The sequence below is a fragment of the Halomonas jincaotanensis genome (assembly GCF_018448785.1).
Taxonomy (GTDB): Bacteria; Pseudomonadota; Gammaproteobacteria; order Pseudomonadales; family Halomonadaceae; genus Halomonas; species Halomonas jincaotanensis.
This window is the reverse complement of sequence record NZ_JAHCLU010000001.1, coordinates 61,990-81,132: the sequence shown is the minus strand read 5'-3', so window position 1 is coordinate 81,132 and position 19,143 is coordinate 61,990. Positions and strand designations below refer to the sequence as shown.

21 protein-coding genes and 1 other RNA gene are annotated in these 19,143 nt (G+C 60.1%); 6 read left to right on the top strand and 16 right to left on the bottom strand.

The features are described from left to right. Nucleotides 1-3: 3 nt before the first annotated feature. From KG088_RS00420 to rsmI, 5 genes are all read right to left on the bottom strand, one after another. A complete protein-coding gene (locus tag KG088_RS00420; protein ID WP_213823881.1) occupies nt 4-1,656 on the bottom strand; it encodes a peptidoglycan D,D-transpeptidase FtsI family protein in 1,653 nt (550 codons plus the stop codon). A 53-nt stretch (nt 1,657-1,709) separates the two neighbouring features. Next, nucleotides 1,710-2,036 carry a cell division protein FtsL gene (gene ftsL / locus KG088_RS00415; RefSeq protein ID WP_213823515.1) on the bottom strand — a complete coding sequence of 109 codons (327 nt, stop codon included), beginning with the start codon at nt 2,034-2,036 and terminating at the stop codon, nt 1,710-1,712. A gap of 9 nt (nt 2,037-2,045) precedes the next feature. After that, complete coding sequence (gene rsmH, locus KG088_RS00410) at nt 2,046-3,002, bottom strand: 16S rRNA (cytosine(1402)-N(4))-methyltransferase RsmH (protein ID WP_213823514.1); 957 nt, start codon at nt 3,000-3,002, stop codon at nt 2,046-2,048. 47 nt (nt 3,003-3,049) lie between these two features. Continuing rightward, nucleotides 3,050-3,416: RNase P RNA component class A (gene rnpB, locus KG088_RS00405), an RNA gene on the bottom strand. Nucleotides 3,417-3,448: 32 nt separating this feature from the next. Then, on the bottom strand, nt 3,449-4,306 hold the full coding sequence (gene rsmI / locus KG088_RS00400) for a 16S rRNA (cytidine(1402)-2'-O)-methyltransferase (protein ID WP_213823513.1): 858 nt from the start codon (nt 4,304-4,306) through the stop codon (nt 3,449-3,451). 46 nt (nt 4,307-4,352) lie between these two features. Here rsmI and KG088_RS00395 point away from each other — a divergent pair, with 46 nt between their 5' ends. Genes KG088_RS00395 through KG088_RS00380 form a run of 4 tightly spaced genes read left to right on the top strand, consistent with a single transcriptional unit; the run spans nt 4,353 to nt 7,732 of the window. Beyond that, nucleotides 4,353-6,164, top strand: coding sequence for a penicillin-binding protein activator (locus KG088_RS00395; RefSeq protein WP_213823512.1), 1,812 nt, complete (start codon nt 4,353-4,355; stop codon nt 6,162-6,164). After that, the gene (locus KG088_RS00390; protein WP_213823511.1) at nt 6,148-6,516 is read left to right on the top strand and encodes a YraN family protein; all 369 of its coding nucleotides are present in this window, start codon (nt 6,148-6,150) and stop codon (nt 6,514-6,516) included. The genes KG088_RS00395 and KG088_RS00390 overlap by 17 nt, the downstream gene beginning before the upstream one ends. A 38-nt stretch (nt 6,517-6,554) precedes the next feature. Then, nucleotides 6,555-7,148 carry a phosphoheptose isomerase gene (locus KG088_RS00385; protein WP_213823510.1) on the top strand — a complete coding sequence of 198 codons (594 nt, stop codon included), beginning with the start codon at nt 6,555-6,557 and terminating at the stop codon, nt 7,146-7,148. Nucleotides 7,149-7,153: 5 nt separating this feature from the next. Then, nucleotides 7,154-7,732, top strand: a complete 579-nt coding sequence (locus tag KG088_RS00380) for a BON domain-containing protein (protein WP_213823509.1) — start codon at nt 7,154-7,156, stop codon at nt 7,730-7,732. 150 nt (nt 7,733-7,882) lie between these two features. Here KG088_RS00380 and KG088_RS00375 read toward each other — a convergent pair whose 3' ends face one another. The 8 genes from KG088_RS00375 to zapE form a co-directional block, all read right to left on the bottom strand. After that, nucleotides 7,883-8,368, bottom strand: coding sequence for a ClpXP protease specificity-enhancing factor (locus KG088_RS00375; RefSeq protein WP_213823508.1), 486 nt, complete (start codon nt 8,366-8,368; stop codon nt 7,883-7,885). A gap of 65 nt (nt 8,369-8,433) precedes the next feature. After that, on the bottom strand, nt 8,434-9,060 hold the full coding sequence (gene sspA / locus KG088_RS00370) for a stringent starvation protein SspA (protein WP_213823507.1): 627 nt from the start codon (nt 9,058-9,060) through the stop codon (nt 8,434-8,436). Between the two features lie 155 nt (nt 9,061-9,215). Next, nucleotides 9,216-9,983: a cytochrome c1 gene (locus tag KG088_RS00365; RefSeq protein ID WP_213823506.1), complete on the bottom strand. Its 768-nt coding sequence runs from the start codon at nt 9,981-9,983 to the stop codon at nt 9,216-9,218. Beyond that, complete coding sequence (locus tag KG088_RS00360) at nt 9,983-11,242, bottom strand: cytochrome b (protein WP_213823505.1); 1,260 nt, start codon at nt 11,240-11,242, stop codon at nt 9,983-9,985. Before KG088_RS00360 ends, KG088_RS00365 begins: the two co-directional genes overlap by 1 nt. Further along, complete coding sequence (gene petA / locus KG088_RS00355) at nt 11,242-11,832, bottom strand: ubiquinol-cytochrome c reductase iron-sulfur subunit (RefSeq protein WP_213823504.1); 591 nt, start codon at nt 11,830-11,832, stop codon at nt 11,242-11,244. The genes KG088_RS00360 and petA overlap by 1 nt, the downstream gene beginning before the upstream one ends. Before the next feature lie 217 nt (nt 11,833-12,049). After that, nucleotides 12,050-12,439 carry a 30S ribosomal protein S9 gene (gene rpsI, locus KG088_RS00350; RefSeq protein WP_213823503.1) on the bottom strand — a complete coding sequence of 130 codons (390 nt, stop codon included), beginning with the start codon at nt 12,437-12,439 and terminating at the stop codon, nt 12,050-12,052. 13 nt (nt 12,440-12,452) lie between these two features. Then, on the bottom strand, nt 12,453-12,881 hold the full coding sequence (gene rplM / locus KG088_RS00345; RefSeq protein WP_213823502.1) for a 50S ribosomal protein L13: 429 nt from the start codon (nt 12,879-12,881) through the stop codon (nt 12,453-12,455). Nucleotides 12,882-13,034: 153 nt separating this feature from the next. Beyond that, nucleotides 13,035-14,219, bottom strand: coding sequence for a cell division protein ZapE (gene zapE / locus KG088_RS00340; protein ID WP_250147980.1), 1,185 nt, complete (start codon nt 14,217-14,219; stop codon nt 13,035-13,037). A gap of 173 nt (nt 14,220-14,392) precedes the next feature. Here zapE and KG088_RS00335 point away from each other — a divergent pair, with 173 nt between their 5' ends. Then, the gene (locus tag KG088_RS00335; RefSeq protein WP_213823501.1) at nt 14,393-14,839 is read left to right on the top strand and encodes a YhcB family protein; all 447 of its coding nucleotides are present in this window, start codon (nt 14,393-14,395) and stop codon (nt 14,837-14,839) included. A 57-nt stretch (nt 14,840-14,896) separates the two neighbouring features. Here the strand turns inward: KG088_RS00335 and KG088_RS00330 are convergent, their stop codons facing one another. Next, the gene (locus KG088_RS00330; protein WP_213823500.1) at nt 14,897-15,655 is read right to left on the bottom strand and encodes a Nif3-like dinuclear metal center hexameric protein; all 759 of its coding nucleotides are present in this window, start codon (nt 15,653-15,655) and stop codon (nt 14,897-14,899) included. Between the two features lie 100 nt (nt 15,656-15,755). On the opposite strand from KG088_RS00330, the gene KG088_RS00325 reads away from it, so the two are divergent. After that, nucleotides 15,756-16,988 (top strand): Do family serine endopeptidase, encoded by a 1,233-nt coding sequence (locus KG088_RS00325; protein WP_213823499.1) that lies wholly within the window; start codon nt 15,756-15,758, stop codon nt 16,986-16,988. 91 nt (nt 16,989-17,079) lie between these two features. Here KG088_RS00325 and hisD read toward each other — a convergent pair whose 3' ends face one another. Both hisD and hisG read right to left on the bottom strand, forming a co-directional pair. Then, entirely contained in the window at nt 17,080-18,411 is a 1,332-nt protein-coding gene (gene hisD, locus KG088_RS00320) for a histidinol dehydrogenase (protein WP_213823498.1), read from the bottom strand. A gap of 55 nt (nt 18,412-18,466) precedes the next feature. Continuing rightward, a complete protein-coding gene (gene hisG / locus KG088_RS00315; RefSeq protein ID WP_213823497.1) occupies nt 18,467-19,114 on the bottom strand; it encodes an ATP phosphoribosyltransferase in 648 nt (215 codons plus the stop codon). Between the last annotated feature and the right edge of the window lie 29 nt (nt 19,115-19,143).

Sequence of the window (19,143 nt, the reverse complement as noted above, 5' to 3'; positions counted from 1 at the left end):
TACTCATTCCTCGCGAGCGTCAGGCGGCACATCGAGCAGGCGCAACGCATTACCGGCCACCCGCGAGAACACGGGGGCGGCGACGGCACCACCATAGTAATCGCCCGCCTTGGGATGATCGATCATCACCACGGTAACGATACTCGGGTCCGAGACGGGGGCGACGCCAACGAACAGGCTGCGATACGCATCTTCGGTGTAGCCGGTCGAGGAGCTCTTACGCACCGTTCCGGTCTTGCCAGCGACGCGATAGCCAGGAACCCCTGCTCGCCGCCCCCCCGTACCAGGCTGTACCGACTCTTCCATGATACGCAACAGGTCATGAGCCACGGCGGGATCGATCACGGAGATGCCCGTCGGCGGCTCGTTGAGCCGAAGTAGCGAAGGCGCAAACCGGATCCCATCGTTGGCGAGTGCCGTAAAAGCACTTGCCAGTTGCAATGCCGACACAGAAAGTCCGTAGCCGTAGGAAAGCGCCGCCCACTGGCTACTCGACCAGCGTACCGGGGCCGGCATGCTGCCGTTGGCCTCGCCAGGAAACCCCGTCCCCGGGCTCTCCCCGAATCCCAAGAGACGGTATTTCTCAGGCACCAGCGGGTCGTCAAGCTCCAGCACCAACTTCGACATGCCGATATTGGAGGACTTCTCGAGGATGCCGGCCATGTCCAGCTTGCCGTAATTGCGGATATCGCGAATGGTGAAGCGGTCGATGCGCATCCAGCCCGGTGAGGTATCGACCACGGTATCGCGATCAAAGGCACCACTCTCCATCACCGCCGCCATGGCCAAGGGCTTGACCACCGAACCCGGCTCGAAGACATCGACAATCGCCTGATTTCGAAGCCCCCGAGGGTCAAGGCCTGCTCGGTTGTTGGGATTGTAGGAGGGCTGATTGGCCATGGCCAGCACCTCGCCGGTATCCGCGTCCATCATCACCACCACACCGCCATCAGCCTGATGCTCGGCGACAGCCGTCTTGAGTTCACGATACGCCATGTACTGCAGACGCTGATCGATGGAGAGCGTCAGATCCCCCCCCGGACGGGCCTCGCGCAATACAGCAAGATCACGAACCAGACGGCCACGTCGATCCTTCAATACACGACGCTGCCCCGGGGTTCCCGCTAAATGGGACTGATAAGCGAGCTCCAGGCCTTCCTGGCCGGCATCATCGATATTGGTGACTCCCAGAAGCTGGGCCGACACTTCTCCCGTGGGGTAATAGCGCTTGTATTCCTGTCGGGAGTAAACGCCTGGAATACGCAGGTCAAGCACTCGCTTCGCCGCTTTCGGTGTCAGGCGTCGCTGCAGGTACATGAATTCGCGCTCGGCATAGCGATCAATACGCTCGTTGAGAGCGTCGAGTTCCATACCCAGGCCACGGGCCAGCATCAGCCGCTGGATATCATCGACAGGCAGATCCTGGGGGTTGGCCCACAGCGTGACGACCGGAGTGGAAATGGCCAGTGGCTCGCCATGGCGATCACTGATCATGCCTCGGTGGGCAGGAATCGTATCGGTGCGCAGTGTGCGGGCATCGCCTTGACCCTGCAGGAAGGGTCGATCGATGACATGCAACGTCACCACGCGTCCGGCGAGCAATCCCAGTCCGATCGCAATCAACAATAGCAGCAGGCCGTACCTCACGCCGCCCATCGGCTCCATGGGCGGCGGTCGCCGGGGGGTTACACCGCTTCGGGCATCAAGGCTCACGGACGAATCACCTCGACGTCCACTACCTCGGGCAGGCGCATTTCTAGCCGGTCCTCAGCCAGGCCCTCGACGCGGGCGGGTGAAGACCAGGCACTGTCCTCGAGCAGCAGTTGCCCCCACTCGGTCTGCAACTGTTGATGCTCACTCTCCAGGCGTTGCAGGTCCGCATACTGTTCACGGGTGAGATGGCTGGCGGTGATCACCGCCAGGGCGCTCCCCAGACAGGCCATCACAAGCAACACGACGAGCAGCAGCCGCAGGCCAGAAAATCGTGCTAACGGCCAGCCGACATCATTGGGACCTGGGAGCGTTCCCTTGGCCATGGCGCCTCCTCAGCTGCGTTTACGCGCCACGCGCATTACGGCACTGCGCGCGCGTGGATTGGCCGCAAGTTCCGTCGCGCTAGCACGTCGCGCCTTGCCCACCGCGTCGAGGCGCCGCGCCAGTTGGTCATCGCGGACCGGCACCCCCCGTGGCAGGTCGGTATCGCCCCGCACATGCCGACGGATGAAACGCTTGACACGACGGTCTTCCAGCGAATGAAAGCTGATCACCACCAGATGCCCCCCCGGTGCCAATGCTTCGAGCGACTCGTCCAATGCCGCGTCGAGCTGCTCAAGCTCGCCATTGACCTGAATTCGCAGCGCCTGGAAGACCCGGGTAGCCGGATGCTTCCCCTTTTCCCAAGCAGGATGTGCCGTCTTGATCACCTCGGCTAGATCCGCGGTGCGCTCGAAGGGCTGGTCGACCCGCCGGGAGACGATGGCCCTGACGAGGCGACGGGCGTAGCGCTCTTCTCCATACTGTTTGAACACCCTGACGATCTCGGCCTCATCGGCGCGGGTGAGAAACTCGGCGGCACTCTCGCCGCAGGAAGGATCCATGCGCATGTCCAGCGGCCCGTCGCGCAGGAAGCTGAATCCCCTCTCGGGATCGTCGAGTTGAGGCGAAGACACCCCTACGTCGAGCAGAATGCCGTCGAGGCGACCATGCAGACCCCGAGCCGTAGCGATACCACCGAGATGGGCAAACTCGCCACGCTCGATACTGAAGCGCGTATCCTCGATGCTTGCGGCGGCGGCGACTGCCTGAGGATCGCGGTCGATGGCCAGCAATCGTCCTTCGGGAGCCAGGCGCTCGAGAATCGCGCGGGAATGCCCCCCACGCCCGAAAGTCCCATCCAGATAATGGCCTTGCGGATCATGAACCAAGGCATCGACGGCCCCGTCGAGCAGCACGCTGGCATGGCGGAAGCCGCTGGCGGCGTGTTCAGAGGCGGATGACGTCATGCACTTCTCGTTCGAAGGGATGGAGGGGGACAGATAAAGTAAATGATAGGGGGAGTCGGCCGATAAGCCGGGTTCTGTCGTGGACAGCCATTCCTCTAGGAGCCGCGTCACCACGGCCCTCCAGCAACCTACCCGAACCCGACGCGGGCCACGCCAATGGGTTCCTATTTGGTCTTGCTCCGAGTGGGGTTTACCGTGCCACGCACTGTTACCAGGCGTGCGGTGCGCTCTTACCGCACCCTTTCACCCTTGCCGGTCTCCCGAAGGAGACGTAGGCGGTCTACTCTCTGCTGCACTTTCCGTCGGCTCACGCCGCCCAGGCATTACCTGGCACTCTGCCCTGTGGAGCCCGGACTTTCCTCCCCTGCGCCCGATCCGAAAACCTGGCGCGGCGGCGACTGTCTGGCCAACTCCCGCGGCAAGCATACCAGCGCCCCCGATACCCCTCAATCCCCGTCCTTGAGAGTCTGGGTCCTGGCATACCACTCTTTCTTCGAACCGCCCAGCACTCGTGATGTCACGGAGGCAGCCTGCTTCACACCCACGCCCTCCTCGAGCAGCGCCGTCAGCAGCGCATCCGCCTCAAAGGAGGCAGACGCCTCACCGCCTCGCGGTGCCGAACCAGCCACCATGATCACGAACTCGCCTCGCGCCTGATCGGGATCTTCATCCATGCGCGCCAGGAGGCCGGCGGCCGTACCGTCGAGAAAAGTCTCGAAGGTCTTGGTGAGCTCACGGGCCAGTATTAGCTGGCGCTCCTGGAGCGTAACCGCAAGATCGGCCAGGGTATCGCGAATCCGGTGCGGCGATTCATAGAACACCAGGGTTTCCTCGCGGCCGGCCAATAACTCGAGTCGGGCGCGCCGCCCCGAACTCCTGGCCGGCAGAAATCCTTGAAAAAGAAACCGATCCGTCGGCAACCCTGCCGCCGATAGGGCTGCCACCAGAGCGCAAGGACCGGGAATCGGAATGATCTGCCGCCCCCTGGCGCGCAACTCACGCACCAGCACAAAGCCCGGATCACTGATCAGTGGAGTTCCTGCATCGCTGATCAGGGCGACCGACTCGCCAGCAAGCAACCGTATATCAAGCTGCTCAACCCGTGCCGACTCATTATGCTCATGAAGCGAAAGCATCGGCACCGAAAGGCCGAGATGCCGCAACAAACGTGCACTGTGTCGAGTATCTTCCGCAGCGATCAGCGCCACCTCGCCCAGTACTCGTTTCGCGCGTGCACTCAGGTCTTCCAGATTCCCAATCGGTGTAGCGACCACGTACAATGCACCAGCAATCGCATCTGACATCTCGGCTCCCTGGGGTGCTCTCGACGATGGGGACAAGGAAGGATTCATGAACATCTCGATTCGCGGCCTGATGGTCGCCGCGCTCATGGCGATATTATTGGCAGGCTGCGGCTTGCAACCCAGCATAATGGAGCGTCGAACCCCCGACGACCCACAGCAATTACTCCAGCAAGCCGAGGAGCAGGGACCTGCTCAGGCGGCTCTCACCCGCCTGGAAGCGGCCAACATCCTAGCACGCCAAGGCAGCCGCACCCAGGCACTCGACGTTGCCAAGGAGATCGATGACCGTCAGCTCGAGGCATCTGAACGGTTGCGCTGGGCATTGTTGCTCTCGGAATTGGGCGAGGCGCTGGACGATCCCTGGGCGGTCATTCAGGCCGGCCAGGACATCGAGGCACTGCAGCCGACGCCGGATCAGTCGGTCAAGCTTCGTGAGCGCCTGGGGATGGCGCTTCTCGAGGTGGATGAGCCCCTTGCTGCCGCCGAAACCCTGATTGGCGTCCAGGCCGACACGGATCAGGAAGCGCTCAATGATCGGATCTGGGATGCCCTGACGCAACTGGAAGCTCGACAGCTGACTTCCCTCGAATCAGGAGCAAATTCACTCACTCAGGGATGGCTCGATCTGGTCGAGCTGTTTCGCACCAGCGGCGGTGACATTCAACGGCTGTTCGATCGGCTGGATGACTGGCGTGATCGTCAGGTCAACCACCCTGCGGCGCGGCGCCTGCCTGCTGAGCTCTTGGCGCTCCGTGAGTTACGCGGCCAGGAGGTCAGCCACATTGCCGTTTTCCTCCCGGAATCCGGCCCGCTTTCCGAAGTTGCCGCGGCAATTCGCGAGGGCATGCGCACCCACCACCTTAACGAAGCCAACCAAGGCAACAGCGCACGATTAACCTTCATCGATTCGAGCCATGGCGATCTCGAGGCCCTTTACCGCGAGGCAGAGAATCGCGGCGCCCAGGTTGTTGTCGGGCCGTTAGAGAAGCAGCTCGTCAGCGAACTGGAGCGTCGCGACGAGGTTCCGCTGCCCACCCTCGCCTTGAATTACGGAACGTCCGAGCGCAACCAGACCGACAACCTGTTCCAGTATGGCTTGTCCGCCGAGGACGAAGCCCGCCAGACTGCACGGCGTGCCTGGCAGGATGGTCATCGTAGTGCTGTGCTGTTGGTGCCTGATAATGACTGGGGTGGCCGGGTGGGCGAAGCCTACTGGGAGGAATGGCGCGACCGCGGCGGCGAGGTGACCAAGGCGGTTCGCTATGATCCTCAAGGCTCGGTGGCCAATGCCGTGAAACCCGCACTCAATGTGAGCAACGAGCGCGCCAGGCTGGGCAACGTCGATATGCTGTTCCTGTTGGCGCTCCCCGAGTTTGCTCGTCAGGTGCCACCGACCCTGGACTATTTCTACGCGAGTGAACTGCCGGTCTATGCCACCTCCCATCTTTACGAAGGACGCCTGCAACCGCGTCTGGACCAAGATCTGGATGATGTTCGGTTTATCGATATTCCCTGGCAGATTCCCGATGCCGCCGTCGGCGGCGAAGAGGCCCTGCCCTTCTTCGCCAGCTACCGTGAGCTGCGAGAGGAATCCGACCCGGCGATGTTCCGACTGCTGGCCATGGGGGTGGATGCTTACGAACTGGCCCGACGCCTGCCCCAGTTGCAGGCGTTACCTGACAGCGAGGTGTTCGGCGCCACCGGGACGCTGCGTCCCGGTGAGGACGGCCGCATCCTGCGCCAGCTGCCCTGGGCGCGATTCGTCAATGGCGTGCCGCAACCCATCCTGATTCCCGGACTTTTCGATCGGTCGACAGACGATGCCGAGAGCGATCAGCGCGATGACGACCCCACATGATGCACGCGCCCGTGGCGAAGCCATCGAGCGGATCGCCGCAAGCTGGCTTGCCAGGCGTGGACTGCGACTGCTGGCCAGTAATCAGCATGCCAAGGGTGGAGAACTCGACCTGGTAATGCAGGACGGCGACACTTTGGTGTTTGTCGAGGTAAAGCATCGCACCACGACACGCCATGGACATGCACTGGAAACCGTAACCCATACCAAGCAACGTCGGCTTGTGAAGGCGGCGCTTTTTTATCTCCAGCGCAACCGGCTATCATGTCCCTGTCGCTTCGACGTGTTGGCCGTGACCGGCCGGGCCCCAGCCTTTGATTTTCATTGGGTGCAGGGTGCTTTCGATGCCTTCTGACTGGCCGCGCCCATCAGCCATACGATCAGGAACCCCGCATGGATTTTCAGCAGCGTATTATCGGGCAATTCAACGCTAGCATCGACACCAAGACCTATGCCAGCGAGGTCCTGCCGCCCTTCATCGAGGTCGCCAGCCAGATGATGGTGCAATGCCTGGTCAGTGAGGGCAAGATACTCGCCTGCGGTAACGGAGGCAGCGCCGGTGACAGTCAGCACTTTTCATCCGAGTTGCTCAATCGCTTCGAACGCGAGCGGCCAAGTCTGCCCGCTCTAGCCTTGACCACCGACACCTCAACACTGACTTCCATCGCCAATGATTACAGTTACAATGAGGTCTTTTCCAAGCAGATTCGCGCCCTTGGCCAGCCCGGGGACATTCTGCTGGCCATTTCGACCAGCGGCAACTCGGCCAATGTCATCCAGGCGATTCAGGCGGCCCACGACAGAGATATGACGGTGGTCGCCCTGACCGGGCGAGATGGTGGCAACATGACCTCGTTGCTCAGCCAGGATGATTGCGAGATACGCGTCCCAGCCACTTCCACAGCTCGCATCCAAGAGGTTCACCTATTGGTGATCCACTGCCTGTGCGACTTGATCGACGAACAACTCTTTGGTGCCAGCGAATGATATTCATGACTTACAAAACTCTGTTTACAGCCCTTATCATCGGCCTGACGCTGGCCGTTTCCGGTTGCGCAGCCGTCAACTCGGCGGCCACACCGGGTACCCTGGAAGAGAACTATGGAGAACGTACCCAAGGTGCCAAGGTCGAGGACAACAGCATCGAGACCAAGATCAACCATAATCTCCCACGTACCGATGCGCGACTGGGGGATGCCCGCATCCATGTCGATGCCTACAGCGGCGTGGTACTGCTGACGGGACAGGTGCCGAGTGAAGAGCTCAAGGAGATGGCAAACGAGATAGCGAACAACGTCCGCAATGTCAGGGTAGTGCACAACGAGTTGTCGGTTGCCGCCAACCTGCCAGCAAGTCAGCGACTCGCCGATACCTGGCTCAATACTCGAATTCGCACCAGCCTTGCGGCAAACGAGCAGATCGATACCGGGCGCATCCGGGTGGTCACCGAGAATGCCAGCGTCTACCTGATGGGCATTGTGACGCGTGGTGAGGCCGAGCGCATCGTCGAGGCAGTCTCACGAGTTGGCGGTATGGAGCGTATCGTCAAGGTGTTCGACTACCTGGATTGACGGCCCCCTCGCCTCCTTTCGTAGCGGACCAGCAGGCCATCATCCGATCGCCGCTTACGCAAGACGGCAGAACAGTGGTCTGCCGTCTTGCGTAGTCTTTAGCATCCGCTAGCACTTCAAGTCGTCTGGCAATCACGCCGACTCAGCGACTCACTTGATGACACGCAGCGAGGGTTTTCCCTTGCGGGGCGCCTCATCCTCATCCGCTTTACCTCCGTCCTTGTCGCTTGTGCCATCCTCACCGCTGTCATCGATTTCCACACTACTCAGCGTCGGCGCCTGCTCGTCGGCTGGAGCTGTCTTTTCCCCGTCGGCGATCGGCAATTCCGGTTCGTGACCAAACACCATCCCGACACCATTCTCACGAGCGTAGATAGCCACCAGCGCTGCCATCGGCACCATGATCCGCATGGGCTGGCCACCGAAGCGTGCACTGAAGCCGAGCGCCTCGTTCTCCATGAAGATGTCACGCACCGCCGTCGGCGCCATATTCAGCACGATCTGTCCGTTTTGTACGAACTGACGAGGCACTTCAACGCCTGGATATTCGGCATCCACTACGATGTAGGGAGTTAGCGCATTGTCCAGCAGCCACTGGTTAAGGGCTCTGACAAGATAGGGGCGACTCGATTGCATCAGTTGGCCCTCCTGCTTGGGTATATATAAGTCCGCCAGTCCGGCTCGGGGCCAGAAGCGCGATATCACTGGCGCATCTCGCGCTCACTTTCGCTCAACGCGGCCTTGAACCCCTCGCGCTCGAAAACCCGCTCCATGTAGCCGATCAAAGGCTTCACTTGCTTGTCGGGGAGTTCAATCCCCAGCACTGGCAAACGCCAGAGGATGGGCGCCAGGCAGCAATCGACCAAGGTAAACTCCTCGCTCATGAAGTAAGGCATATCCTCGAAGATCGGCGAGATCCCTACCAGGCTTTCACGAAGTTCCTTGCGGGCTTTCTCGGTTTCCTTCTTGCCACCGTCGAGAATCTGCTCGACCAACGGGCACCACTCACGTTCGATGCGATGCATCCATAATCGGCTCTGGGCACGCGCCACGGGGTAGACCGGCAATAACGGCGGATGCGGGAAGCGCTCATCGAGGTACTCCATCATGACCTTGGATTCATAGAGCACAAGATCACGATCAAGAAGCGTCGGCACGCTGTTGTAGGGATTGAGGTCGGCGAGTTCTTCGGGGGGATGCTCACTGCTCACCTCGACAATATCCACTGCTACGCCTTTCTCGGCGAGCACGATGCGCACACGGTGACTAAAGTGATCACTCCCTCCAGAGTAGAAAATCATCGACGACCGCTTGGCCACTACACCCATGAAACAATCCTCACATCAGTTCGAACAGCAATAGTAACACGGTAGCCCCCTGAGTGAGGGGGCATGACCGCCCGACCATGCGGGTCCAGGTTGTATCATAAAAAGGCGCATGGCCTGCATGGCCACGCGCCTCAAGCATCATCGCTAATTACGAATCAGTGAATGTCGCGCCAGTACTCGCGCTTGAGCAGATAGGCAATGACACCAAAAATAAATATGAATATCAATACTTTAGGTGCAAGAGCCTGTGCCTGAAGCTTGGAAGGCTCGCCCACATAGGCCAGGAAGTTGGTCAGGTCATAGACGGCTTCCTCAAATTCTTCTGGCTCCATCTGTCCGGGCTGCGTCACCTGCAGAGTTTCACAGGATTGGTACTTGCCGGAGAGCGGATCAAGCTCGGCACCCTCCACGGGACGGTCCGTCTCGGCACACACCATCTCCTGTACACCCTGAAGCGGCTCGAGAACGTTGGGCATCGACACCAGGTCGAATACCACGTTGTTCACGCCGGTCCCAGTATCCGGATCCCTGTAGAAGGTCAGCAGATAAGAGTAAATCCAGTCGTTGCCCCGCAGGCGACTCACTAGGGAAAGATCCGGTGGCGCGGCACCAAACCAGTTGGCCGCGTCGTCGTTGCCCATCGCGATATGCATCTGATCGTTGAAGGCCAGATCCGAGGAGAATATTAGATTTTCTTCCACCAGCTCTTGGGGAATATTGAGATCCTCAGCGGCCCGCGAGAAGCGCTGGTGTTCCAGCGAGTGACACCCCATGCAGTAATTGACATAAAGTTTCATGCCATTCTGCAACGACGCCTTATCCTGCAGGTCCGGTTCCATGGAGAAAGGTACACCGGCAGCGGGCGCTCCCATGGCGACGACCGGCAGCAGCGCGAATAGCAGTGCAAACAGTTGCTTTTTCATTAGCCAGTCACCCTCTCCGGAACGGGTTTGGTCTTCTCCAGCCGCGTATAGAACGGCATCAGCAGGAAGAAGGCGAAGTAGATCGCGGTACATACCTGGGCGAGTAGTGTACGGGCTCCAGTGGTCGGCAATACGCCAAGCACGCCAAGTATCACGAAACTGATCGCAAACAAGGTGAGCATCACCTTGGACATCCAGCCCTTGTAGCGCATGGAGCGAACCGGACTACGATCAAGCCAAGGCAAGACAAAGAGCATCGCAATTGCCCCACCCATGAACAACACCCCGAGGAACTTGGCATCCAGGCCAAACACCGAGAAGGTAATGGCACGCAGGATCGCGTAGAACGGCGTGAAGTACCAAACCGGTGCGATATGATCCGGAGTCACCATGGGATTGGCAGGCTCGAAGTTGGGCTTCTCAATGAAGTACCCGCCGCCCTCCGGGAAATAGAAGATCACCACACAGAACACAAACAGAAAGACCGCCACACCAACAAGGTCCTTGAAGGTGTAATAAGGATGGAAGGGGATACCATCGAGGGGCTTGCCGGTCTCATCCTTCTTGGCCTTGATGTCGATACCATCGGGATTGTTGGAACCAACCTCGTGCAGGGCGATGATATGCAATACGACCAGCGCAAGGATCACGATGGGCAGCGCCACCACATGCAGGGCAAAGAAGCGATTGAGGGTAATCCCCGAAATCAGGAAGTCGCCGCGGATCCACTGGGTCAGGTCGGGACCGATCACCGGAATCGCCGAGAACAATGAAATGATCACCTGAGCCCCCCAATAGGACATCTGCCCCCAGGGCAGCAGGTAACCCATGAAAGCCTCGGCCATCAGCGCCAGGTAGATGGTCATGCCGAAGATCCAGACCAGCTCACGTGGCGCCTTGTAGGAGCCATAGAGAAGGCCACGGAACATATGCAGATAGATCACCGCAAAAAATGCCGTCGCACCGGTAGAATGCATGTAGCGAATCAGCCACCCGTACTCGACATCACGCATGATGTATTCGACGGAAGCGAATGCCCCTTCGGCGGTGGGGTTGTAGCTCATTGTCAACCAGACTCCCGTAAGAATCTGGTTGACCAGCACCAGGAGCGCCAGAGAGCCGAAAAAATACCAGAAGTTGAAGTTCTTGGGAGCGTAGTACTTGGCCATGTGGTCTTGCCACATCTGGGTCGCGGGAAATCGGTCATCGACCCAGCGCATGACACCACGTTCCGCCTTGACTTTGTTTGGGTTGGCCATCAGGCAGTCTCCTCATCTTCACCGACGATGATGTCGTCGCCTTCGAAGCGGTAAGGCGGTACTTCGAGATTGGTCGGCGCCGGCACGTTGGTGAATACACGGCCAGCCAGGTCGAAGTAGGAGCCATGACAGGGACAGAAGAAACCGCCCGGCCAGTCATCCATGTCAACCGCATCCGGCTCGGGACGAAAGAGCGGCGAGCAGCCAAGATGGGTGCAGATGCCAATGAGCACGCCGATCTCGGGCTTGATCGAGCGCAGAGGGCCCTCGATATAGCTGGGCTGCTGTTCCACCATGGAGTTGGGATCCGCAAGGCGGGACTCACCAATCTCTCGGGTGCGCTCGACCATCTCCGGCGTGCGGCTGATGACCCACACGGGACGACCACGCCACTCCACGGTCATCCGCTGCCCCGGCTCGAGCTTGGAAATATCCGCTCGCACCGGCGCACCCGCTGCCCTTGCTCTGGCACTCGGCTGCCAGGAAGCCACAAAGGGTACCGCTACCCCGACAGCGCCTACCGCTCCTACAACAGAGGTGGCGCCTACGAGGAAACGGCGCCGCCCTTTGTTCACGCCGTTATCTGCCATTTCTTGTTTCTCCCATCAGCTTGACCACCGGCATCACGGACCGACAACGCATCTCGCGACTACGGCTACCAAATGCAGTCTATGGTAAAAAAACGCGCCGCTCCGCACAAGGACAAGTGATCCTGACCAAGACGAAAGCGCCATAACAACTGGTTGATGCAGAAATAAAAACGCCCGAGCCATGGGACTCGGGCGCTGGAATCGAGCAAGCGAACGCTTAACGCTTGGAGAACTGTGGACGGCGACGCGCCTTGCGCAGCCCCACTTTCTTGCGCTCGACCTGACGCGCATCACGGGTAACGTACCCTGCCGCGCGAAGCGACTTGCGAAATTCTTCGTTGTAGACCAGCAACGCACGGGTAATCCCATGACGAATGGCACCAGCCTGCGACGAACCGCCGCCGCCCCTGACGGTGACATAAACGTCGAACTGATTCAGGGTCTCTGTCAACTCGAGCGGCTGACGAACCACCATGTGGCCGGTCACGCGGCCAAAATAGTCATTCAGTGCACGATCATTGACCGTAATCTTGCCGGTTCCCGGCTTCAGAAACACGCGAGCGGTGGAGGTCTTGCGGCGCCCGGTTCCGTAATACTGTTGTGTCATGGCGAAGACTCCCTCAGATGTTGAGTTCTTGCGGCTGCTGGGCAGCGTGCGGATGCTCGGTGCCGGCGTAAACCTTCAGCTTGGTATACATGGCACGACCCAGGGGACCCTTCGGCAACATGCCTTTGACGGCAGACTCGATTACGCGCTCGGGTGCGTGAGCAATCATTTTCTCGAAATTCATGGAGCGCAGACCACCGGGGTAGCCGGTGTGGCGGTAATAGGTCTTGGCACTGGCCTTGTTGCCTGTGACCTTGACCTTTTCGGCATTGATAACGACGATATAATCGCCGGTATCCACGTGCGGAGTGAACTCGGGCTTATGCTTACCGCGCAAGCGGAGAGCAATCTCGGTGGCCAGACGACCGAGGGTCTTGTCCTTTGCGTCGACGACGTACCAGTCGCGCTGGACGGACTGCGGTTTGGCAGTGAACGTCTTCATGAATGAATCACCAAATCAATGCATTGGGCCCTTGCGCCCGCTTCCGGGCTCGGGACCATCCCTATTTTTCTTGGTTGCGCCGCGCTCAAGGGCGACACAACGGTCGAGCGAGCCGACATTCTACACGACTCTCACGCTGGGGTTAAGAGGCAATCAGGGTTTATGCGGAAGGGCGAGATACTCGTGCGATTGCATTTCCTGCAACCGTGACAGCGTTCGCTTGAACTCGAATTCCAAACGGCCGCCGCTGTATAGCCGCTCGGCGGGCGCCTCTGCCGACATCAGCAACTTGACCCCCCGGTCATAGAACACGTCGACCATATTGATGAAGCGCCGGGCCTGGTCATCGGTCTTCCGATCCATGCAAGTCACGTTGGACAGCAGCACACTATGGAATTCCCGGGCCAATTCGATGTAATCGTTCTGACTACGCGGACCATCGCAGAGCTCACGAAATTCGAACCAGACTATGTCGTCATGTAGGCAACGAGTATGCAACACACGATAGTTGATCTCGAGGGTGGCGCCCTCCTCTCCTTCGTGACCGGCGATTTCGCGGAAGCTACGCGCCAATTCGCGCTCCGCCTCGGCGTCAAGCGGGGCATGAAATATCTCGGCACGCTCCAGGGCCCGCAGTCGGTAATCGATGCCGCCATCGATGTTGACGATATCGCAGTGCCGCTTTAGCAATTCAATTGCCGGCAGAAAGCGCGAGCGTTGTAAACCTTCCTTGTACAGGTCGTCGGGGACGACGTTAGAGGTCGCCACCAGGACTACGTCATGCTCGAAGAGTACTTCAAGGAGATTGGTAAGGATCATCGCATCGGTGATGTCCTTGACGAAAAACTCATCGAAGCAGATCACCCGGGCTTCGGCAGCGAACTTGGCGGCAACCAGCCTGAGGGGATTGTGTTCGCCCTTGTAATACTCGAGCTCGTTATGCACCCGCTGCATGAAACGATGGAAATGCGTGCGCATCTTTTCGGGAAAGGGCAGCGACTCGTGAAAGCAATCCATTAGATACGTCTTGCCGCGACCCACCCCTCCCCAAAGATAAAGGCCGTTGGTGTCGGGTAAGGTAGGCACCTGCTTCTCCTCACGCCGCCCGAAAAGTCCTGCCATGCGTGACGTGATCCGCTTGCCGGTCGGGGCGGAACGCTGCGATGCACGTGGCCTTGCCACCATGTCGTCGTAAAGCCGCTGCAGGTGCTGAACCGCTTGCTCCTGGGCGGGATCATAGTGAAAATCGTCCCGCTCGAGATCGGCACGATAACGCGCCATCGGGGAGGCCGGAGGGGTCGAATCAGTGGACACTGGCATGGTAGAAGAGTCGCTCATTAAGAATGGAAGATCCTGCTCGCGGCGCCGACGGCAACGATTATACCCAACCCCCCATGGGTTCGCATCGATGGTGCCGCGTTGACCCGGCCCGCGACTGAGGCCATATAATGGGCTATCCCCGCGGATCCGGCTAGCGCGTCGGGCCGCTTCCATCGCCGCAGGAGAAAGATGTGGACGAAAGCAACATCAATTGGGCACTGACGATTGCCGTGCTGCTCGCCGGCATCGGGATTGGTGCGATGAGCCACCACCTTTTAAACGCCCGGGCCGGTCAAGTCCGGACGCTCCGCAGGAAGATCGCCGAGCGTGATCGCGAACTTTCCGTATTGAAAAGTGGCGTCGATACGCACTTTACCGAACTCACGGAACTTGCCGAAAACCTGCGCCGGGACAGCGAGACGCTGATGCAGCGACTCGAGAAGGGCACCGAGACGCTGAACAGCCTTCCCCATCGTACAAGTGCGTTGAGCGTCCCCCCAGCCGAGGTGGAGAGAGATACCACTAACGAACGCCCGGCAACCACCCCTCGAGATTATGCGGATGGCAACGGCGGAACCCTCTCCGAGGATTTCGGCCTCAAGTCCCGAGATGTCGCGCTGCAACCGCCTCGCTACTGAGGGCCTGGCGCCTGCTGGCGATGAGACGCCTCTCGCCGCCAAACCGCTTGAGCCTTGTCAGGCTGGATTGTCGATATCGACGAAACGGTACTCGATGCCGAATTCTTCCACCAACCATTTGCCTAGCGCCTGTACACCATAGCGCTCGGTGGCGTGATGGCCCGCCGCCAGGTAATGGATGCCCAGCTCCCTGGCGAGATGGGTCGTGCGCTCGGATATCTCGCCCGAGATGAAAGCATCGGCCCCGGCCTCGAATGCCACCGTAATCATGTCCTGTGCTCCGCCAGTACACCAGGCGATGCGGCGTATCTCTCCTTTGCCGGGTGCTTCAATCAACAATGGCCGACGCGACAGGCATTTGTCCAGCTGGCCTGCCAATCCCTGAGCATCAAGCCCCCGAGGAGGATTGCCCAACCAGACCAGCCCCGTGCCGAGTTCTCCATCGGCACACCCTGTGACCTCAATGTCGAGCAGACGCGCCAGCTCGGCATTGTTGCCGAGCTCGGGATGCTTATCCAGGGGCAGATGATACGCGAGAAGGTTGAGATCATTGACCAGAAGGGTATGTAGCCGCCGGCGCTTCATGCCGGTAATCGCCATCGGTTCGTTCTTCCAGAAATAGCCGTGGTGAACCAGCACGAGATCGGCCTGCCAGGCCACGGCCTCATCGAGCAGCGCCTGGCAAGCCGTCACACCGCTCATCACTTTCCTGACCTCCGTCCGCCCGGCAACTTGCAGACCATTCAGGGTGTAATCAGTAATAGAGGCGGTATCGAGCAAGTGGTCGCAGGCGGCAACGAGTCGATCACGTTCCATCGGTCCCTCCGGGCATTGGCAAAACGGCAATGTTACACTGCGGCCATTGTATCGGTCGCGCCCTCGACCCGCGACCACCCCAAGCAAGGAACTCTCTCGCATGCGACGCTCCCTGTTGCCGTACGTCTGGCCCGCGCTGATCGGCGTGCTGCTGGCCATTGTGCTGCTCAATGCCTTTCCACAACTCTTGGGGCGCCATGACTCGTCGCCCGGCTCGCCACCGGCCACTACTCCCGGCATTACCTCGACGCCAATCGCCACGACAAACGAGGAAGCATCGCGTCCTTCACCCGAGGTGCGCCAGGCAGAACCGCTCTCCCGTGATCAGGGGCCTGCCAGTTATGCCGGTGCTGTGGAGCGTGCTGCACCGGCTGTCGCCAACATCTACTCCTCACGGGTCGTTGAGCGAGAAGAGCACCCGCTGATGTCGGACCCCTTCTTTCGCCAGTTCTTCGGTGAAGACATGCCCGCCCGACAACGGATGCTGTCGAGCCTGGGGTCCGGCGTCATCGTCAGTGAAGACGGCTTTGTCCTCACCAACCACCACGTCATCAATGGTGCCGACCAGATCCAGGTCGCACTGCGTGACGGCCGCGAGATTCTCGCCGAGGTCATCGGCACCGACCCGGAGAGCGACCTGGCAGTATTACGCATCGACCTCGACAACCTCCCCGTCATTGAGCTTGCCGATACGGGCGGCGTGGCAGTGGGCGACATCTCACTGGCCATCGGCAATCCGTTCGGTGTCGGACAGACGGTTACCATGGGCATCATCAGCGCGACGGGTCGCAGCCATCTTGGCCTTAACGCCTACGAGGATTTCATCCAGACTGACGCCGCCATCAATCCCGGTAACTCCGGCGGTGCCTTGATCAATGCCGAGGGATCGCTGGTCGGTATCAATACCGCGATCTTCTCCCGCTCGGGCGGTTCACAAGGCATTGGTTTCGCGATTCCCGCCAACTTGGCGCGGAGCATTCTGGAGGATCTGGTCACAAAAGGTCGTGTCATCCGGGGTTGGCTGGGCATCGAAGCCCAGGAACTCAATCAGGACCTGGCGGCCTCTTTCGGTCTTCAGGCGCCTCGTGGCGTAGTGGTGGCCGGGGTCGTGCCATCCGGCCCAGCCGACGAGGCCGGATTGAAGACCGGAGATGTACTGCTGGAGCTCGATGGCCGCCCCATACTCGATGCGCGCATCGCCATGAGCGACATCGCCGCTATCGAACCCGGCCAATCACTTCCCGTGACCGTACTCCGTAATGGAGAGTCGCAGGAATTGATCGTGGAAGTCGGCGAACGCCCACCTCCTGAGTTGCGCCGGCCAGAAAGATAGGCAGGCCTTAGTGAACATTACTGCCTCAGTTGCTTGTGTCGTGAGGGAGCAGTGCATGACGCATTACGTGGTCCCGATACTGGCAGGCGCATCAGGGCTTAATGCGATACTCGGCGGAACGCGCGTGTGCCGTCAGCGCCTCGCCTCTCGCCAGAACAGAAGCCACCCGGCCGAGCTCTGAGGCCCCTTCCGGTGAGCAGTGGATGATCGACGAGCGCTTCTGGAAATCATAGACACCCAACGGAGAAGAGAAGCGAGCAGTGCCAGACGTCGGGAGCACATGGTTGGGTCCGGCGCAATAATCACCCAAGGCCTCCGCAGTGTGACGGCCCATGAAGATGGCACCCGCGTGGCGAATGTCGGGCAACCAGTCATCGGGGTCGGACAGCGACAACTCCAGATGCTCCGGGGCGATGCGATTGATCAAGGAAATCGCTTCGTCACGGCCACGACACTGAATGAGTGCTCCACGGCTCGCAAGCGACTCGCGGACAATCGCCTCGCGCTCCAGCGTCGGCAAAAGGCGGTCGATGGCCTCCTGCACGGCATCCAGATGCGCGGCATCCCAGCTCACCAGAATCGCCTGAGCATCCTCGTCATGCTCGGCCTGGGAAAACAGGTCCATGGCCAGCCAGTCAGGGTCGGTGTCGCCATCCGAGACCACCAGAATTTCGGAAGGCCCGGCGATCATATCGATCCCAACCTGGCCAAACACCGCTCGCTTGGCCGTCGCCACGTAGATGTTGCCGGGCCCGACGATCTTGTCGACTCGAGGAACCGTTTCAGTGCCATAGGCCAAGGCTGCCACCGCCTGGGCGCCGCCCAGGGTAAAGACGTGATCGACGCCGGCTAGATAGGCCGCCGCCAGCACCAGCTCATTGAGCACCCCGTCAGGGGTCGGTACTACCATGATGATTTCGCGAACGCCGGCCACATGGGCGGGAATCGCGTTCATCAAGACCGACGACGGATAGGTGGCCTTTCCCCCGGGCACATAAATACCGGCGCGATCGAGCGGCGCGACCTGCTGTCCCAGCACACTGCCATCCGCTTCCGTGTAACGCCAAGACTCGGGCTTTTGTCGCTCATGGTAGAGCCGGATACGCTCGGCCGCCGTTGCCAGGGCGCCGCGCTGTTCTGCGGGCAGCCCCTCATAGGCCTGCTCGAGCCGAGCCTGACCGAGGGTCAGCTCGACCATCGAAGTGACCTGCAACCGATCGAGACGATTGCTGTAGTCGATCAATGCCGCATCACCACGCGACTTCACATCGGCAAGGATGGCGTCGACGCGCGCTTTCACCTCGGCATCGGACACACCCTCCCAGGCCAGCAGGGACTCGAGACGGGCATCGAAGTCGGCCTCATCGGTGACGAGTCGTGAAATAACGCCTTGCGCCAGGGTCTGGGTGACTTTCGTGGTCATGAATGCGTTGCTCCCTGACATGAATAACGCGGGATAGGGTCGTCCATGAGTGTGGCTAGACGCATTCGCGCCGCGCCGCCACCGCCTGCTCCAGCCGGGCGATCAAGGGCTTGAGCCGTTCATGCTTCATCGTCATGGCCGCCTTGTTGACCACCAGCCGCGTGCTGATCGGTGCGATCAGTTCACGTGGCCCCATGCCGTTGGCTCGCAGGGTGTTGCCGGTATCGACGATATCGACGATCTCGTCGGCGAGATTCATCAATGGCGCAAGCTCCATGGCGCCATAAAGCTTGATCACCTCGGCTTGGATCCCCTGCTCGGCATAGTAGCGGCGCGCCACATTGACGAACTTTGTAGCCACACGGCGACGTGCCCGGGCAGGCTCAGCACCGGTGATGCCGGCAGTCATCAGCTTGCACGCGGCGATCTCGAGATCCAGCGGCTCGTACAGACCTTCCGCGCCATGCTCGAGCAGGACATCCTTGCCCGCCACGCCGATATCGGCCGCCCCCAACTGGACATAAGTGGGCACATCAGTGGCACGCAGGATCACCAGCTTGACGTCGGCAAGATTGGTGTCGAACAACAGCTTGCGACTGGCGCCCAGATCCTCGGCGGGCGAGATGCCGGCATCGGCCAGCAGTGGCAGGGTTTCGTCGAGAATACGCCCCTTGGAAAGGGCCAGAATCAATTGCTTGCTCATGGTCTCGCCTGTATGGAAATGCAGTGCCG

Coding starts and splice junctions, on each gene's coding strand:
- KG088_RS00420 (WP_213823881.1), bottom strand. CDS start 1,656: ATGGGCGGCGTGAGGTACGGCCTGCTGCTATTGTTGATTGCGATCGGA.
- ftsL (WP_213823515.1), bottom strand. CDS start 2,036: ATGGCCAAGGGAACGCTCCCAGGTCCCAATGATGTCGGCTGGCCGTTA.
- rsmH (WP_213823514.1), bottom strand. CDS start 3,002: ATGACGTCATCCGCCTCTGAACACGCCGCCAGCGGCTTCCGCCATGCC.
- rsmI (WP_213823513.1), bottom strand. CDS start 4,306: ATGTCAGATGCGATTGCTGGTGCATTGTACGTGGTCGCTACACCGATT.
- KG088_RS00395 (WP_213823512.1), top strand. CDS start 4,353: ATGAACATCTCGATTCGCGGCCTGATGGTCGCCGCGCTCATGGCGATA.
- KG088_RS00390 (WP_213823511.1), top strand. CDS start 6,148: ATGACGACCCCACATGATGCACGCGCCCGTGGCGAAGCCATCGAGCGG.
- KG088_RS00385 (WP_213823510.1), top strand. CDS start 6,555: ATGGATTTTCAGCAGCGTATTATCGGGCAATTCAACGCTAGCATCGAC.
- KG088_RS00380 (WP_213823509.1), top strand. CDS start 7,154: ATGACTTACAAAACTCTGTTTACAGCCCTTATCATCGGCCTGACGCTG.
- KG088_RS00375 (WP_213823508.1), bottom strand. CDS start 8,368: ATGCAATCGAGTCGCCCCTATCTTGTCAGAGCCCTTAACCAGTGGCTG.
- sspA (WP_213823507.1), bottom strand. CDS start 9,060: ATGGGTGTAGTGGCCAAGCGGTCGTCGATGATTTTCTACTCTGGAGGG.
- KG088_RS00365 (WP_213823506.1), bottom strand. CDS start 9,983: ATGAAAAAGCAACTGTTTGCACTGCTATTCGCGCTGCTGCCGGTCGTC.
- KG088_RS00360 (WP_213823505.1), bottom strand. CDS start 11,242: ATGGCCAACCCAAACAAAGTCAAGGCGGAACGTGGTGTCATGCGCTGG.
- petA (WP_213823504.1), bottom strand. CDS start 11,832: ATGGCAGATAACGGCGTGAACAAAGGGCGGCGCCGTTTCCTCGTAGGC.
- rpsI (WP_213823503.1), bottom strand. CDS start 12,439: ATGACACAACAGTATTACGGAACCGGGCGCCGCAAGACCTCCACCGCT.
- rplM (WP_213823502.1), bottom strand. CDS start 12,881: ATGAAGACGTTCACTGCCAAACCGCAGTCCGTCCAGCGCGACTGGTAC.
- zapE (WP_250147980.1), bottom strand. CDS start 14,219: ATGAGCGACTCTTCTACCATGCCAGTGTCCACTGATTCGACCCCTCCG.
- KG088_RS00330 (WP_213823500.1), bottom strand. CDS start 15,655: ATGGAACGTGATCGACTCGTTGCCGCCTGCGACCACTTGCTCGATACC.
- KG088_RS00325 (WP_213823499.1), top strand. CDS start 15,756: ATGCGACGCTCCCTGTTGCCGTACGTCTGGCCCGCGCTGATCGGCGTG.
- hisD (WP_213823498.1), bottom strand. CDS start 18,411: ATGACCACGAAAGTCACCCAGACCCTGGCGCAAGGCGTTATTTCACGA.
- hisG (WP_213823497.1), bottom strand. CDS start 19,114: ATGAGCAAGCAATTGATTCTGGCCCTTTCCAAGGGGCGTATTCTCGAC.